The 16,035-nt window shown below is 55.4% G+C and carries 12 protein-coding genes; 8 read left to right on the top strand and 4 right to left on the bottom strand.

From position 1 onward, the window contains the following. Positions 1 to 624 precede the first annotated feature (624 nt). The gene (locus ACI6S0_RS00700; RefSeq protein WP_434404614.1) at positions 625 to 2,028 is read left to right on the top strand and encodes a VapE domain-containing protein; all 1,404 of its coding nucleotides are present in this window, start codon (positions 625 to 627) and stop codon (positions 2,026 to 2,028) included. Further along, the gene (locus ACI6S0_RS00695) at positions 2,025 to 3,026 is read left to right on the top strand and encodes a hypothetical protein (RefSeq protein WP_434404613.1); all 1,002 of its coding nucleotides are present in this window, start codon (positions 2,025 to 2,027) and stop codon (positions 3,024 to 3,026) included. Before ACI6S0_RS00700 ends, ACI6S0_RS00695 begins: the two co-directional genes overlap by 4 nt. An 8-nt stretch (positions 3,027 to 3,034) precedes the next feature. On the opposite strand, the gene ACI6S0_RS00690 is transcribed toward ACI6S0_RS00695, so the two are convergent. Continuing rightward, positions 3,035 to 4,018 (bottom strand): helix-turn-helix domain-containing protein, encoded by a 984-nt coding sequence (locus tag ACI6S0_RS00690; RefSeq protein WP_434404612.1) that lies wholly within the window; start codon positions 4,016 to 4,018, stop codon positions 3,035 to 3,037. 268 nt (positions 4,019 to 4,286) lie between these two features. On the opposite strand from ACI6S0_RS00690, the gene ACI6S0_RS00685 reads away from it, so the two are divergent. The 6 genes from ACI6S0_RS00685 to ACI6S0_RS00660 all read left to right on the top strand — a co-directional run bounded on the left by ACI6S0_RS00685 (position 4,287) and on the right by ACI6S0_RS00660 (position 13,587). Then, the gene (locus ACI6S0_RS00685; protein WP_434404611.1) at positions 4,287 to 6,740 is read left to right on the top strand and encodes an N-6 DNA methylase; all 2,454 of its coding nucleotides are present in this window, start codon (positions 4,287 to 4,289) and stop codon (positions 6,738 to 6,740) included. Beyond that, positions 6,737 to 7,996: a restriction endonuclease subunit S gene (locus ACI6S0_RS00680; protein ID WP_434404610.1), complete on the top strand. Its 1,260-nt coding sequence runs from the start codon at positions 6,737 to 6,739 to the stop codon at positions 7,994 to 7,996. Before ACI6S0_RS00685 ends, ACI6S0_RS00680 begins: the two co-directional genes overlap by 4 nt. After that, a complete protein-coding gene (locus ACI6S0_RS00675; RefSeq protein ID WP_434404609.1) occupies positions 7,993 to 11,046 on the top strand; it encodes a type I restriction endonuclease subunit R in 3,054 nt (1,017 codons plus the stop codon). The genes ACI6S0_RS00680 and ACI6S0_RS00675 overlap by 4 nt, the downstream gene beginning before the upstream one ends. Then, entirely contained in the window at positions 11,036 to 11,761 is a 726-nt protein-coding gene (locus ACI6S0_RS00670; RefSeq protein ID WP_434404608.1) for a M48 family metallopeptidase, read from the top strand. The genes ACI6S0_RS00675 and ACI6S0_RS00670 overlap by 11 nt, the downstream gene beginning before the upstream one ends. A gap of 381 nt (positions 11,762 to 12,142) precedes the next feature. Beyond that, positions 12,143 to 13,105: a hypothetical protein gene (locus tag ACI6S0_RS00665; RefSeq protein WP_434404607.1), complete on the top strand. Its 963-nt coding sequence runs from the start codon at positions 12,143 to 12,145 to the stop codon at positions 13,103 to 13,105. Further along, positions 13,102 to 13,587 carry a hypothetical protein gene (locus tag ACI6S0_RS00660; protein WP_434404606.1) on the top strand — a complete coding sequence of 162 codons (486 nt, stop codon included), beginning with the start codon at positions 13,102 to 13,104 and terminating at the stop codon, positions 13,585 to 13,587. The genes ACI6S0_RS00665 and ACI6S0_RS00660 overlap by 4 nt, the downstream gene beginning before the upstream one ends. An 18-nt stretch (positions 13,588 to 13,605) precedes the next feature. Here ACI6S0_RS00660 and ACI6S0_RS00655 read toward each other — a convergent pair whose 3' ends face one another. The 3 genes from ACI6S0_RS00655 to ACI6S0_RS00645 all read right to left on the bottom strand — a co-directional run bounded on the left by ACI6S0_RS00655 (position 13,606) and on the right by ACI6S0_RS00645 (position 15,990). Beyond that, positions 13,606 to 14,556 carry a hypothetical protein gene (locus ACI6S0_RS00655; RefSeq protein ID WP_434404604.1) on the bottom strand — a complete coding sequence of 317 codons (951 nt, stop codon included), beginning with the start codon at positions 14,554 to 14,556 and terminating at the stop codon, positions 13,606 to 13,608. Positions 14,557 to 14,817: 261 nt separating this feature from the next. Continuing rightward, on the bottom strand, positions 14,818 to 15,204 hold the full coding sequence (locus ACI6S0_RS00650; RefSeq protein ID WP_434404603.1) for a hypothetical protein: 387 nt from the start codon (positions 15,202 to 15,204) through the stop codon (positions 14,818 to 14,820). 249 nt (positions 15,205 to 15,453) lie between these two features. Further along, positions 15,454 to 15,990, bottom strand: a complete 537-nt coding sequence (locus tag ACI6S0_RS00645; RefSeq protein WP_434404602.1) for a hypothetical protein — start codon at positions 15,988 to 15,990, stop codon at positions 15,454 to 15,456. Positions 15,991 to 16,035: the final 45 nt, after the last annotated feature.

Raw genomic sequence — 16,035 nt, 5'->3', positions numbered from 1 at the left:
CGATGGCGCTGATCATGGTCATGCTGGGGCCAAGATGGTCAAAATGGACCAGCCGAAGGTCTCAACCCCTACACCCCCTACACCGATTTCGGCCCACCCTTACACCCGCCATGGGCGCGAAAGCCGCAGAAATCCGTGCTTTTATAACCCCGGTGTAGGGGGTGTAGGGGATGTAGACTTACTTTCATTCCTGAAGATCATCATCCGCATACGCGCCACCGGGGGAATGCAAAACCACCCTACATCCCCGTCACCCCTACACCGCCACACCCCGGCAACGGGATGATATGACGATGAAGTCACGCGCAACTTCATGAACGCGGAATTGTCGATGAAGTCTCGGCCGACGGTGAAACCGGTTGAAGAGCGAAAACGGCGGAATTCCTCCGATTTCTCGCGCTAAGAGCAGCCTTGGCTCTCTTTCGTCCATCGATCCGAATTTGATTTTTGACTTTGAGGGGTGTGGCACAGCTAAATAATAACAGGAGACGGGTCGTGCTGATCTCGAAAGAATTCGATAAATACCTCTGCAGATGATATAATCATCTGCATCATAGAGAGGTTGGGGTTCCGAGATGACACGACACATCCCGGAACCCTTTATCTATGAGGCTATTAAAAACTGTGTCGTATGTTGAAATTATAAATGAATGCAAGGCGGAGCTTATCCGCTGCAAGTCTGCCGGTGACGAGATCGATCCGGCTTTGATCTTCTCCTCGGTTGATTGGGCCGACAAAGACGTCAGCGAAACATATTTCAGGTGGCTGGTCGCAAACAAGATAGCCACCCGTGCCGAAATTAATGCCGCCCGCACCCGAAGCTTGGTTGCAGCTCTGCTGGGTAGCTATCCAGCAACATGCTGCGAATATGTCAGCGCATACGCTGAAATGCGCCAAGCACTGGTGACCTACGACGGTCAGGTGTCTGTGGTGAATGCCAAGGGCTCTCGCGGCGCGGCGATCATCACGCAGTATCAAACTGAGGCTCGGGTTTTTGCGGCTGAACATCGCCTGCCATTCGCACGCGAAGCGATTAACGATGCCGTCCATGTTTGGCATGAGGACAAACGCACGGGCCGATTGGATGTCATTCGCCAGAATCTTGCTCCGGCAGCATCATTTGACTGGACGGAGTTGGCGCTCCGCTGCTTCGACTGCTCCTCTAATTCTCCTGATTTCGTCGCTGCGATCCTGAAAAAACTGGTGCACCAAACGAAGCGAAAACTTCACGGTTTGCAGGTCGAGAATCATCTTATGCCCGTTTTGCTCGGACCTCAGGGCTGCGGCAAAACTTGGTTTATTCAGTGGCTCACGAAACCTGTTGCCGAGGTTCGCCGAGATACCGATTTTCGCGCGATCGGTGACGAGCGCAATCTGGGTTTGTGGTCATCATACGTCCTCGTCGTCGATGAAATGGCTTTTGCAGATCGTTCCGATATCGAAACAGTTAAGCATGTTATTACGGCTGATGTGCTCGATCGCCGCCCCATGCGGCGCAATGACTGTGTCAGGGTGGTTCAATGCGCAACGTTGATAGGGGCAAGCAACAAGAGCATTGGTGAACTCATCCGTGACGAAACCGGCGTGCGGCGTTTCGTGGGCATTGATTATCGCGTGGATTCCGACTGGAACTATCTCAAAACTGTCGATCCGCTCGCAGCATGGCGCTCGGTATCGGAGCATGAGCCCGATCCGATGACGGATTACCGCGATCAACTTCGGGCTATACAGGCCGAAGACAAATATGTCTCACCAGTTGAATCTTGGCTCGAAGCCCTGTCACCTGATGGTAACCGGGGATCGTTGTCGGAGGAAAGTCCGATCGCCGCAATGGACCTTTACAACGATTATCTGTCATTCTTCCGGGATCGCTATGACGGGCAGCGCGCGAAATCGATGCCAGCTTGGATTCAGGAAACTGGCCGCCTGATTAAATCTGCGAAGGAGCCGTATCGTCTCGAAAAGCACCGGACAAAGACAGGTGTCCAATGGCGGTGGCGCAACGTTCCCGATGGAGATCGCGCATGATCGTCAATCTGTTTGGCCCGTGGACCATCAAGGGTGGTCCACGGAAAGGGCAAAGAGTGCCCGGCTTCAGGCCAGTGCGGTGGGAGCCGACGTGGGATGAGTTCGTCGAAGCCCTTTGGTGCTGCGCAGCGATTCCCACGCCACGGGGACACAAAATGCCGGGGTCGATTGAAGTCAATGCGATAGGTATGGCTGATTATCCCAAAGCAGTGAACAGGTCCAAGGAGGCCGCACTAGGGGCGGACTGGATAGGCTTCGACATCGACGACAAGGGCGAGACAGCAGATGCGTGGAAGTTCGACGATCTAGTCGAATTTCTCGATGCCGCTGACGTCGCATATGCCGTCTGCACTACCACATCATGCACGGAGGAACGCCATTGCCTGAGGGTGTTCATGCCGTTGGATCGTTACGTCTATGACTTTGAATGGGGCACGGTCTGGGCCGCATTCGCGGCATGGATCGGCCAAATCGATCCACAAACGAAGGATTTGAGCCGCATCTTTTTCGAGCCTCGCTTGTGGGATGGCGCATATAATCGATTTCACTCGTCACCTGACGGGCGAAAATTCGTGAGCGTAAATGATATCGTCCGCGATTATGCGCCACCGGTTGCCGAGTCCCCTCAGGCTGCTCCGATTGTTAACCGTGATTGGCAGCCCCCTGCTGATCTGCGCACTGTCGATGACCTGACCGACTTCCAACGGTCGCCGATCATCAAGCCAGCGATGGTAGACGCGGCATTCTCATCATCGTCGGGTGGCCGCATGTTTGCCTTTTTGTGCAAGGTGGCATTGTCTGCCCGAAGCCAGTCAATCGCCCTTGCTGAATTTGAACTGGAGGAGATCGGAAGGAGGCTAGCTGCTATGCTGGGGCGACGCGATATCTCCGATATTCAGCGTGATGCTCAACGTGCTCTGTCATGGTCCGAGTCCGTTGCGCTGAACGATCTCAATACTCCGAAACTTCCTCCCGCTTGGCCATGGTCATCGGGTTGAAGCGAACTTCATGCCGCCTGTCGCTCCATGATCGCATGATTGTCGATCCAATGAATCGCGGGCGGCCCTTTATGGGCACGATCCCAGATATACCATGCGCAATAAAGTTGCGTAGCCTCTAGGCGCTCGGCGAATGGGTCGCCCAGAAAGGAAATGCCACGATTCAAGATCAGCACCTTCGCGAGCGGGAATTCCTTGTCCGTCCAAATTCGATCATGGCGATCTGAGCCGCTCAAATAGTTGAGAGGCAGAAGCAAAGCGATCTTGTGACGGGCGATCCGTTTGGCATGGATGATCCAGTCAACGTGACGGCGGAAAGGCGGGTTCGTCAAAACGACATCATAGCAATCCGAGATGTCGAAGAAGTCGCGCTGCTCGCTGCCGCTGGCCGCAATATCTGAACACGTGATACAGGCAAATCCCGTGCTACGAAGGACGGCCTCGATGACGCGTGCCTTTCCCACACATGGCTCCAGAATCGATGACTTGCGATCGAATTCCTCGTGATCCAGCAGCAGACGGACGATAGGGGCTGGTGTAGCATAATAATCATTTGGATCGCGCGCTCGGTTCGGGCGTCCTGCTACTGTTCGCCACACTTTTCCTGTTTCAATGGGCGCTGGTCCGGCACGCAATCGGGGTGCGACGATCCCGGCAACTTTGATAAGGGGCCCAACGCTTCCCCGGTTGCGCTCAAGATTTCGAACGGTGTTGATCGATACGCCTGCCGTGCGCGCGACCGCTGCCAGCGACAATCTTGTCGCCTGTCGAGCCAGTGCCAGCTTCTCCCCGACCGCGGCTCCAGAGGTCATGCCTTTGAAGTTGATGGGCGCGTGTTCAAGAAGCGCGAACATCGTCGATAGATGCCCCTGATTACCTTCTAGCGCCGCGACGGCCTGTCGCGTAACGCCCGCTCGATCGCCCAATTCGGCCTGAGTCAGCTTCCTCAGCTTCCGACTTGCGCGGATCGCAGCGCCGATGTCCAATGACATGACCTATCGAAAATCCTTACAAATTTTGTTCGAATATTTGATCGCTGTCTATTTTCAGTTCGTTGGCTGGGCAATACTGGATTGGCGTGACGATTGAGGAGAGCGAGGCTTCCCAAGCGTGTCCGACGGAATCGTCCGGTGCACCATTCAGAAATTTGTCGCCTCGTTCGAGCAATCGTAGATCATTGTATTATAATGATATTTTGAGTGTTTGACGCCTCGTGTCTCGCTTGTCATAGCTGCCGAATAGAATGGGAGCACGGGCACAGTGGCGGTTAAAAAGTCTCAGATTTACAGTTCGTTGTGGAAGAGTTGCGACGCCTTGCGTGGCGGCATGGATGCCTCGCAATACAAGGATTACATCCTCACCCTGCTGTTCCTGAAATATGTATCCGATCGGTCGTTAAGCGACCCTAGCGCCCAGATCGAGGTGCCCGAGGGATGCCACTTCGCCGACATGGTGAAACTCAAGGGCACCAAGGACATCGGCGAGGAGATCGACAAGATCATCGCCAAGGTCGCCGAGACCAATGACCTCGGCGGCGTGATCGATAACGCCAAATTTAACGACCCCACCAAGCTGGGCGATGGCAAGGACATGGTGGATCGCCTGTCCAAACTGATGGAAATTTTCAGCCGCCCCGAACTCGATTTCCGCAAGAATCGGGCGGAGGGCGATGACATTCTCGGCGACGCCTATGAGTATCTCATGCGCCACTTCGCATCGGAGAGCGGGAAGTCGAAGGGCCAGTTCTACACCCCCGCCGAAGTCTCGCGCATCATGGCGAAGGCCGTGGGGATCAACGCGGCAACCTCCCGCCAGCACACCATTTACGATCCCACCTGCGGATCGGGCTCGCTGCTGCTCAAGGCGCATGACGCAGCCCCCGATGGCCTGTCGATCTATGGGCAGGAAAAGGATGTCGCCACCTTCGCGCTCGCGCGAATGAATATGGTGATCCACAACTGCGCCGATGCCGAACTTTGGCGTGAGAACACGCTGACCAAGCCTTACCACAAGGGGGCGAACGGTCTGCTCAAGCAGTTCGACTTCATCGTCGCCAATCCGCCATTCTCGGACAAGGCGTGGTCCACCGGGCTCAACCCAGATGAGGATGAGTTCGAGCGGTTCACCTATGGGACGCCGCCCGCGAAGAACGGCGACTATGCCTATCTCCTACATGTGCTGGCTTCGATGAAATCGACCGGCAAGGCGGTGATTGTGCTACCCCACGGCGTCCTGTTCCGTGGCAATGCCGAGGCGGACATTCGCCAAAAACTGCTGAAGCGCGGCTATATCAAGGCGATCATCGGCCTACCAGCCAACCTCTTCTATGGCACCGGCATTCCTGCCTGTCTGGTCGTGCTCGACAAGGAGCACGCCGCCGCGCGCACGGGCATTTTCATGATCGACGCCTCGAAGGGCTTCGTGAAGGATGGGAACAAGAACCGCCTGCGGGATCAGGATGTTCACAAGATCGTCGATGTGTTGCAGCGGTCGGTTGAGATCGAGGGCTTCTCGCGGATGGTGCCCTCGACGGAGATCAGCGCGAACGACGGAAACCTCAACATCCCGCGCTACATTGATGGATCGGAGGCTGAAGACCTCCAAGACATCGAAGCCCATCTCAAGGGTGGCATTCCGGCACGCGATGTCGATGCCTTGCAGGAATATTGGGATGTGATGCCGGGGCTGCGCGGCGACCTGTTCGGACCCGGTGACCGCCCCGGATACCTCGCCGCCAAGGTCGAGCCGACAGAGGTGCGCGCCACGATCCACGCCCATCCCGAGTTCGAGGTGTTTGCCGCCACCGTGCGTGGCATCTTCGCCGAATGGCGCGAGGCCAACATCGAGACGATGCGAGGCTTCGATAAGGGGCATCACCCCATGGACCTGATCCACGCCCTGTCGGAAGACCTGCTGGCGCGTTTCCGAGAGGCACCGCTGGTCGATGCCTACGACGCCTATCAGCACATCATGACCTACTGGTCAGAAGTGATGCAGGACGACGCCTATCAGATCACCACCGAAGGCTGGGAAATCGCCAAAGTTATCCGCGAACTGGTGAAGGATGCCGATGGCAAGCTCACCGAGGAACCCGACATCGTGCTGGGCAGTGGCCGCAGCGCCAAGAAGCTCAAGGCCGAAGTCATACCCCCCGCGCTGATTGTCGCCCGCTATTTCGCCAAGGAACAGGCCGAGGTAGATGAGTTGGAGACCAAGACGGAAGAACTCGCCCGTCAGGTCGAGGAACTGGAAGAAGAGCATTCGGGTGAGGATGGGCTGCTGGCGGAGGCCCAGACGGATGCTGGCAAACTGACCGCCGCCAGCGTGAAGGCTCGCCTCAAAGTAATCAAGGGCGATGCCGACGCCAAAGAGGAATTGGCTGTCTTGCGGCAGTGGTCGGCGTTGACTGAACAGAAAGGTGTGGTGGGGAGCGCAGCCAAGGAGGCGCAAGCTGAACTCAATGTGCTGGTCGTCAAGCAGTATGCGAAGCTTCTCGATGCCGACGCCAAGGCGCTGGCAATCGAGGATAAGTGGATTGCCTCGATCAGCGCAGCAATTGATAGGGAAGTGGATCGGGTCGCGCAGGCACTAACGATACGGATCAAAACGCTCACCGAACGCTACGAAGCGCCATTATCTGCGCTTACCGATGCCATCGCCCGTCTTGAAGCGAGGGTTGCGGAGCATCTCAAGCAAATGGGATTTGCGGCATGAATGCGGCAATCCCTGCATTATTCGACGCCGATAGTTCAATGCCAGAAGGATGGGGGAAGCAGAACCTTTCAACCCTTGCTGCTGTTGAGAAGAACGCCGTCGTCGGGGGGCCGTTTGGGTCTGATCTGGTGTCGAAGGACTACACGCCCAGCGGTGTCCCCGTCATTCGCGGACAGAACATGGGCGAGAAGTTTGTCGGCAATGACTTCGTTTATGTTTCGAACGAGAAGGCGAAGTCGATTTGGGCGAATACGGCCAAACCCAACGATATAATTTTCACGCAAAGAGGGACTTTGGGACAGGTTAGCATTGTCCCAATTCGTCCATATCCACGGTATGTCATTTCGCAGAGCCAAATGAAGATCACCCTCGACAAGAGGAAGTGCGATCCATTCTACATTTGGCATTTTTTTAATTCGACGCAGCAACAACAGGTGATTTTGTCGAGTGCTATTCAGACTGGCGTTCCGCATATCAACCTCAAGATCATGCGCGAGTTTTCGGTCAGCGTGCCCCCGCTTCCCGAACAACAAGCAATCGCCACTGCCCTGAATGACATCGACGACCTTATCGCCTCGCTCGACGCGCTGATCGCCAAGAAGCGCGACATCAAGCAGGCCGCGATGCAGCAGCTTCTCACGGGGAATACGCGCCTTCCGGGGTTTGAGGAGGAGTGGAAGGTTGCGAAATTGAGCCAAATTGCCAAGATTCAGCGAGGCGCATCGCCTCGCCCAATCGATAGTCCCAAATGGTTCGATGACAACTCGTCGATAGGTTGGGTCCGTATTTCCGATGTGACACGATCTGGCATCAAGTTGACCGAAACGACTCAACGGCTTTCTGCCGCAGGCATTCAACATAGTCGCTTCGTGCCAAACGGCTCACTTATCATGAGCATTTGTGCCACCATCGGCAGACCTATAATTACAAGCTTGGATGTATGCATCCACGACGGATTCGTTGTTTTTGATGAACTTAAGGTGGAGAAGGATTTTCTCTACTTTGTCCTCAAGAACATCGAAGGTGAGTGGTCGAAAATGGGGCAAACGGGTTCGCAAATGAATCTCAATACAGGCATGATCAACGGCAAGGAAATTTCCTTGCCCGTCGATCGTGATGAACAAGCAGCCATCGCCAAAATCGCGCTGGATATGGAAGCTGAAATCATCGCGCTCCAAAGTAAGGAGCATAAGGCGCGCACATTGAGACGAGGCATGATGCAGCAACTTCTCACCGGTCGGATCAGACTGGTATGAGCACGGTCGGCCAGATTGAGCGTGCAACCCAGAAGCGGGTGGTGAAGCTGTTCACCCAGACCCTTGGATACGACTATCTGGGGGACTGGCACGAACGGCCCAACAACCGAAACATCGAAGAAGGCACTCTTCGCGCTTGGCTCGCTGGCCGATACGATGAGGCGCTGATAACCCGCGCCATTGCCGAGTTGCAGCGGGTGGCGGGCGATAGTTCCCGCATCCCCTACGATGTCAATCGATCCGTCTATGAACTACTGCGCTATGGAGTGAAGGTCTCTGCCGGGGCGGGCGAGAACTTTCACACGATGCGCCTGATCGACTGGACCAACCCCGAGACCAACCACTTCGCCATCGCCGAGGAAGTGACCGTCAGCGGCTCTGGTGCCAAGAGCGGCACCAAGCGCCCGGACATCGTGCTGTATGTGAATGGCATTGCCCTCGGCGTGCTCGAACTCAAGCGCTCCACGGTCTCCGTCTCAGAGGGCATCCGGCAGAATCTCGACAACCAGAAGTCAATGTTCATCCGCCCGTTCTTCTCCACCATGCAGCTTGTCATGGCGGGCAACGATACCGAGGGGCTGCGCTACGGCACCACGGAAACCCGCGAAAAATACTATCTGCAATGGAAGGAGCCGGAGGAAGCCCCCGGCTTGCCCAGCAGTCCGCTTGACCGTGACCTCATCCATGTCTGCCGCAAGGATCGGTTTCTCGAACTGCTGCACGACTTCATCGTGTTTGACGCGGGCACCAAAAAGACCTGCCGCCACAACCAATATTTCGGCATCCGCGCCGCTCAGGAGCATGTTCGCACCCGCAACGGCGGCATCATCTGGCACACGCAGGGCTCGGGCAAGAGCCTCACTATGGTGTGGCTGGCGAAGTGGATACGCGAGAATATCGACCATTCGCGCGTTCTCATCATCACCGACCGGACGGAACTCGACGAGCAGATCGAGAAGGTGTTCAAGGGCGTAGGCGAGGACATTCACCGCACCACAAGTGGCGCAGACCTGATCGCCCGCCTGAACGACACTGGCCCGTGGCTGCTCGGTTCGCTGGTCCACAAGTTCGGCGGCAAGGATGATGACGATGTCGAGAGCTTTGTCGCCGACATCCAGAAGTCGATTGCGGCGGGGTTCTCGCCCAAAGGCGATATCTATGTCTTCGTCGATGAGTGCCATCGCACCCAGTCCGGGCAACTGCATGAGGCGATGAAGGCCATCCTGCCGCATGCGATGTTCATCGGCTTCACCGGCACCCCGCTGCTCAAGGACGACAAGAAGACCAGCCTTGAGGTGTTTGGCCCTTATATCCACACCTACCGCTTCGACGAGGCGGTCGAAGACGGCGTGGTGCTCGACCTGCGGTATGAAGCCCGCGACATCGATCAGGAAATCACCTCTCCCAAGAAGATCGACCAGTGGTTCGAGGCCAAGACGAAGGGCTTGAGCGACCTCGCCAAGGCCCAGTTAAAGCAGCGCTGGGGGACGATGAAGGCGGTGCTGTCGAGCCAGTCCCGCCTCGAAAAGATCGTCGCCGATATCCTGATGGACATGGAGTTGAAGGACCGCCTCGCCAGCGGTCGCGGCAACGCCATGCTGGTCTCCGGCAGCATTTACGAGGCGTGTAAATTCTACGAATTGTTCGAGAAAACACCGCTCAAGGACAAGTGCGCGATCATCACTAGCTACAAGCCCAGCCCGAGCGATGTGAAGGGTGAAGGCGATGGTGAGGGGCTGACCGAACGGCTGCGGAAATACGAGACCTACAACCGGATGCTCGCGGGGAAAGAACCCGAAGCCTTCGAGAAGGAAGTGAAAAAGCGCTTCATAGAGTCACCCGGCCAGATGAAGCTGCTGATTGTGGTCGATAAGCTGCTGACGGGGTTCGACGCTCCCTCGGCCACCTACCTCTACATCGACAAGAAAATGCAGGATCACGGCCTGTTCCAAGCCATTTGCCGGGTGAACCGGCTCGATGGCGACGACAAGGAATACGGCCAGATTATCGACTACAAAGACCTGTTCCGCAGCCTTGAGGGCGCGATCACCGATTACACCTCCGGGGCGTTCGAAGGCTATGACAAGGCCGATGTCGAGGGGCTGCTGGAAAACCGCCTCCAAAAGGCGCAGCAGCGCCTAAACGAAGTGCTGGAGGCCCTGCGCGCGCTGTGCGAGCCCGTCGCACCGCCGAAGGGCACGCCCGACTACCTGCATTACTTCTGTGCCGCTGACACCGGCGACAAGGATGCGTTGAAGGACAACGAGCCCAAGCGCCTCACCCTCTATAAGCTGACGGCTTCGCTGATCCGCGCCTACGCCGACATAGCGAACGACCTCGGTGAGGCTGGATACGATCGGGCGGGTGCGGCGGCGCTAATGGCGGAGGTGGAGCATTTCGAGAAGGTCCGCAGCGAGGTGAAGCTCGCCAGCGGTGACTATATCGACCTCAAGATGTTCGAGCCCGCGATGCGGCACCTTATCGACACCTACATCCGGGCCGAGGAGAGCGAAGTCATCTCCGCGTTCGACGACATGTCGTTGGTGGAACTGATCGTTGAGCGTGGCCCGGACGCGGTGGATGCCCTGCCTGAAGGCATCAAGAGCAACCCGGAAAATATCGCCGAGACCATCGAGAACAATGTGCGGAAGCTCATTATCGACGAGACGCCGGTTAACCCCAAATATTATGAGCAAATGTCCGAACTGCTCGATGCGCTGGTGGAGCAGCGGAAGGCTGATGCACTAAGCTACGCGGAATATCTGGATAAGATCGTCGAACTGGCGAAGCGCGTTCATAGCCCGGAAGTTGGCGGCAGTTACCCTTCCGATATCAACACCCCGGCCAAGCGGGCGCTTTTTGATAATTTAAGCGGCGACGAAGTGCTCGCCACTGCGATTGATGACGATGTGCGCCGGTCGAAGAAGGCGGATTGGCGCGGCAACATATTCAAGGAGAGAGAAGTGCGGCGGGCGATCGGTCGCCACATCAGCGATCCGGCACTCGTCGATACGATCTTCAATCTGGTCCACAAGCAGCATGAATACTGAGGCCCATCGCATTTCGGTCGGCGAGATCGATGTCGAGGTCGTCCGTAAGCAGATCAAGAACCTGCATTTGGGGGTCTATCCACCTCTTGGTAGGGTCCGTGTGGCCGCGCCGCTGACCGTCAGCGATGACGCGGTGAGATTGGCGGTCATCACGCGGCTCGGTTGGATCAAAAGGCAGCAGGCGAAGTTCGCCGCTCAGGCACGGCAGAGCGCCCGAAGCTATGTCTCGGGTGAAACCCATTTCCATTTGGGCGTGCCATATCGGCTCCGCGTGCTGCGCCGTGATGGTGCGCCGAGAGTTAGGATCGCTGCGGATCGCCTCGAACTCACGGTGCCCCCCGGCAGCGACCGAGATTACCGTGAACGTGTTGTGCAGCGCTGGCAGCGATCAGAATTGCGTGAGCGGGCTCCAGCGCTGGTAACATCGTGGGCGGAGGCGATGTCGCTTTCGCCGCCAGCGTTCGGCATTAAACGCATGCGGACGAAGTGGGGCTCCTGCAACACGGCTGCGCAACGCATCTGGCTCAATCTCGAACTGGTGAAGAAGCCGCCCGCGTGCATCGATTATCTCGTATGCCACGAAGTCGCGCATCTCATCGAGCCATCTCATGGCGAGCGATTTATCTCTCTGATGGATCGGCACATGCCGCGCTGGCGTGTAATCCGGGCAGAGCTAAATCGGGAACCGTTGGGTCATGAAGAATGGGACCATTGAGATAATCAGGCAGCTTTACTTTTGGCTACCGTCATCATGAACGGCATTATCCCGGCCAAGGGAGCGAAGCGCAGCAATGTTGGCTTCTGCCTCTCGCTCCATCTGGGCGATACGATTTTTCACAAGGCGATCGCGCATCACGTGGGACAGGTATCGAGGGTCGTCCGTTTGAAACGTCGGACAGGTCAACATCTTCCAAATTGAGGTCACGCTATCGTCGTCATCGCTGTGATAGTCGTCTGTGCATGAGCGATGGCAGACGAGCCATGTGCTGAAGTTTTCTGGTGATTTTTCTCGTGTCATCAGTTATTTATGGCGCACCGAAAACGCCACTGAGGAGAGCGACGTGACAATATGATCCCATGAAAAGGAACTATTGTTATGGCCATTGCTCCAATCAGCGGGTGGGTTCTTGATCGTATCGCTAACGATCTTGATCGGGCGCGTCCGGGCTTCGCAGGATTTTATCTCCGCGCCAGCGACGAACGACGGCAGGTCGTCGCCGCTTTTTTGTCTGTTTCTCCACTTAATGAAGCCACCGAAAAGGAGTCTGCATCGCTTTTGATGGAGGCAGGGCATCATGCCATTCTCCACATTGCGTTCGGCACGGTCCCGACGGGATTTCGTGCAGCACTCGGGCGCAGCGGCGCACAAGCCCACGCCGCCACATATTATCGCGATTTGTTCAAAATGCTCAGCGATGGACAACCGCACATCATCACCGCGATCCAACGGTTGCCTGCACTGACCCCAGAGCGACTTTTGATCATGAGCGGCCTTCCCATTGACATGTGTGACGCCCGGATCGTTTGCCGGATCAAGGATTTTGAACATGCCTCCGATCTGATTCTTGCAATCGATCTTCTCGAAAAGCGCGGCGTCTCTCGCCATGCGGTCGTTGAGGCATTGTGCCAGTCAGTCAACCTTGATGAAACGATCAAGCGCTGGTCATTTCGTATGCCTTTCCCGAAGGGGCCGATTCCTGCATGCTTGGGATACCGTCCCATCACCAACGGCGTCGAACTTCGTAAGATTGCATTGAAATATCGCAACTGCGTCCGTGGATACCTCTCGGCAGCTATGGCCGGAAATTACGCTTTCGGAGAATTCACGGCCAACGGTCACGATGTTCTGATCTCTTATGACCGTGCTGGAGGTCTCTGGATCGCCGATGGCGTTCACGGCCGTGGCAATCTCGCTGTGAATGTGGATTTGTCGAAGGCGGCTTTCGCGTTCGCAGGGAGGCATGGAATTCCTGATCGGCGTTCGAGCAACCGGACAGACAAAGCGGTGGAAGCGATCCGGCGGTTGTCGCGATTCTACGTGGATTGGGACGCGGAATGATAGCTGCGCCCGACCGGCCCTTCACACACGCCGCTATGGGATGGTTCGAAGAGGCCACTGATCTCCATAATGTCATCACAACCGAGCCATGCGAGGGCAGTGATGCCATCAACCTCTACTTCTCGATCGGAGGTGGCGCAATCCAAGGCTATGCTTATCTTGCCGGAATTAGCGTGGCAGCAATGTGGAAGGGAGAATGCTACGACCTACTGTTTGACGAGGACATCGTCAGCAACCGTGGGCCAGAGGGATGGTGCTGCTCACTATGTTCAGCAGGCTATCGGCGACATTTCTCGACAATCGAAGCGCTTTGGAGAGACCACCTGCTTGAGTCTTTACGTCGATGGATTCGTGACGAATTGCTCTCGTCGGTGGCGCTGGAACTTTATCGGCGAGAGGGACTGACATGGGCCAGACTCGCTGCTGAAAATGAAAAAACTGACGGTCAATGTTTGTCCATCAGTTTATCGAGTGACCGCTGAGCCGAGAGCGCCTTTGCCTTATCGCTGCCTCCGGTAGGGCAATCTTGGCGACAGAGAACCTCCTGAGTAAATCTTGAAAAGCTCCCGAAAAAATCGATCAAATTTGGGCTGACGTGGATCACGTTTCACGCAAGCCCGCAACGACACCATTTTTTGCTTCCGCGAAAAACGTTCGCCCCATACCTCGCCAACGACAGTCACCTTCGGCGCAGCCAAAACCTCTGGGATTTGAGCATAAACCCATAGCTGCGCCCAGATGTTAGGCCAAAGATTACTCGGGACGTTCATCCATGTGTTTTTGATTTCCACGATGAAAACTTCACCACTCTCGCGGTTCCGATAAACCAGATCAGGAGAAACCCGCATCGGCTTCCCGCCAATGAGCAGAGACGGAACTTGGTAGCAGATAATTTCCTTTTGATCTTGCAAATGAAGTCCGTTGTGGATCAAACGCCAAGGCGAACCTACATTTTTGAGATAGGCGTTGTCCGTGCAACCTGCGGCGCGGAGGCGACGATCGAACACCTCCTGCTCTAACTTCTTGCCGCGCTCCTTGTCGTCGTCATCACCCAGCGCAGAGGAATAGAGCGAGTAAACCCATGCTGCCAACCCGGAGGCTGTAGGCTGCGGTTCTTCGGGAGCACATTCTCGCGCCTTCTTGAGGAAGGCTGATGGCTTGAAATCGAACACTGCACCCAGTTCGGGCTTTTTTCTTCCATAGAGAAGTTCTTCGTCAGTCTCCTCCTCGGATTTTGGAGGCCGATACACAGTGTCAGCAACCTTTTCGTCATTGAATAGGACTGCCGCACGGCGATCAGCAGCCGTCTTTAACGAATCGCGCTCGAAATAGACATTGGGAGGGAAGTCAACCTCTAGCCCACTCCGCAACTTAACCAATGCCGTGTTTGTCAAGCGGGAAAACTGAGAAAAATCGATCGCCATATAAGAAACGTCGGCAATGTTACCCATAAACGCAACCCATTTGAGGGCGAGCTTGGATTTAACTACAAAAATCTGATCAGTGGTAGGATTTGAAAGGCGCTAGAACGGGTAGCATATCAATATCCCAAGCCCCTCATAAATCGAGATAGGCAGCAGGCTAATCGACGGATCACGCTTGCGGTCCTCGGCTTGGATAGAGCCTTACGCTCCGCGCGGGCAGCAGCAAGACGGTCGGTGAAGTCCTCGGCCATTATCGTCCCGCGCCTCCATCGCACCGGCCATCCAGCTTTACGAAAGTAGTCCGCAATCCTTCTTGAACATAGCGGCTTGCCCATACAGATCGGTGATCTTAAATTCAGAATCCACGATAACCTGATCGTAGCGGGTGGTGCGAACCCTGATCCGCTTGACCGTGGGCAGCTTCGACAGAAGCGCGGCCTGCATCTCTGTTGGAAGCATCACCTGACCCTCTATGTAATATCCAGCGAACAACTTGATAGGCTCGTCATCATCGAAACGCAGCCACATAAACCGTATGTTTGGATGGGCTCCAAGAAAGTCACTTGTTAAAAAATATGCGGTTATTTTCTTGCTTGATGTATCGCGAACGAGCTGAATGGCGTTTTTTTTCGTAATGTCTGTTACAGATAGCCTTATGCTCTTTTTGTCCGTCATAGCGTCTTCATCTATGAAGGTTTTAACATTATTGGTTTGAGCTATCCCCTCCGATGGAAGGGGAGCACTCACAAGAGCAGCTGAAATCAGAAATATATTTCGGCTCATCCCTACCGTTCGCCCCGTTCAAAAGTCTACGAACCTGCCCTAGCATAATTATGCGTTGGGTTCGTCATGGGCTTTAGGAGCGCGTTGCTGGGCAAATTCGATACCGGCAACAGGCAGGCGACCTATAGGCCGCCTTCTTCCTTAGCGGCCTGCTACCTGCAAAACCGATATTCCGACGGCTATGATAGCCCAAATCAACAGGAGAAAAAATCCAATCTGAACAAGAGTTACCATGCAACTCCCTGTGGCTTTTCCGCTCTCATTGAGCATAGAGAACAATTCTGAAATTACAGACGGCTTGTTGCTCTTTTCATACTCGTATTCCTTTTCAGCTCTTTCAACCGCCCACTTTTCTAGTTGCCACTCTTTTTTAACAGCCATAACGGCGGCAAGGGTGAGATTGAACTTTGCGCCTATGTCGAATTCATTCACATAATCGCCATCAGGAATTGATGATAGAAACGCTTTAACAGCTTGGGCTTGCTGCGGCGTCGCCACGGCCGCGCGCCTTGGCTGGGACACGTAAACCTTGCTTCGCACCAACGAGGTTCGAACTTTGGCTTCAGTAATCGAATGAGAGGCCGCAAGCTTCTTCACGATGTCGCGGGAATTATCCACCGTTGGATTATGCGACAGATATTCGTCTGCTAACTTTTTATCTGAATCGTCTGATGCCATAGTTCCTCCCCTGACGAGGGCCGCATAGCACGGTTACGCGCCTGA

This window comes from Sphingobium sp. DN12 (assembly GCF_051058005.1).
Lineage (GTDB): Bacteria > Pseudomonadota > Alphaproteobacteria > Sphingomonadales > Sphingomonadaceae > Sphingobium > Sphingobium yanoikuyae.
Note: the sequence above shows the minus strand (reverse complement) of the source record. Positions and strands in the feature narration are given on the sequence as shown.

Bases quoted from the DNA above. Each gene is read 5' to 3' on its own strand.
- ACI6S0_RS00695 (WP_434404613.1), top strand. From the start codon at position 2,025: ATGATCGTCAATCTGTTTGGCCCGTGGACCATCAAGGGTGGTCCACGG.
- ACI6S0_RS00690 (WP_434404612.1), bottom strand. From the start codon at position 4,018: ATGTCATTGGACATCGGCGCTGCGATCCGCGCAAGTCGGAAGCTGAGG.
- ACI6S0_RS00680 (WP_434404610.1), top strand. From the start codon at position 6,737: ATGAATGCGGCAATCCCTGCATTATTCGACGCCGATAGTTCAATGCCA.
- ACI6S0_RS00675 (WP_434404609.1), top strand. From the start codon at position 7,993: ATGAGCACGGTCGGCCAGATTGAGCGTGCAACCCAGAAGCGGGTGGTG.
- ACI6S0_RS00670 (WP_434404608.1), top strand. From the start codon at position 11,036: ATGAATACTGAGGCCCATCGCATTTCGGTCGGCGAGATCGATGTCGAG.
- ACI6S0_RS00665 (WP_434404607.1), top strand. From the start codon at position 12,143: ATGGCCATTGCTCCAATCAGCGGGTGGGTTCTTGATCGTATCGCTAAC.
- ACI6S0_RS00660 (WP_434404606.1), top strand. From the start codon at position 13,102: ATGATAGCTGCGCCCGACCGGCCCTTCACACACGCCGCTATGGGATGG.
- ACI6S0_RS00655 (WP_434404604.1), bottom strand. From the start codon at position 14,556: ATGGGTAACATTGCCGACGTTTCTTATATGGCGATCGATTTTTCTCAG.
- ACI6S0_RS00650 (WP_434404603.1), bottom strand. From the start codon at position 15,204: ATGACGGACAAAAAGAGCATAAGGCTATCTGTAACAGACATTACGAAA.
- ACI6S0_RS00645 (WP_434404602.1), bottom strand. From the start codon at position 15,990: ATGGCATCAGACGATTCAGATAAAAAGTTAGCAGACGAATATCTGTCG.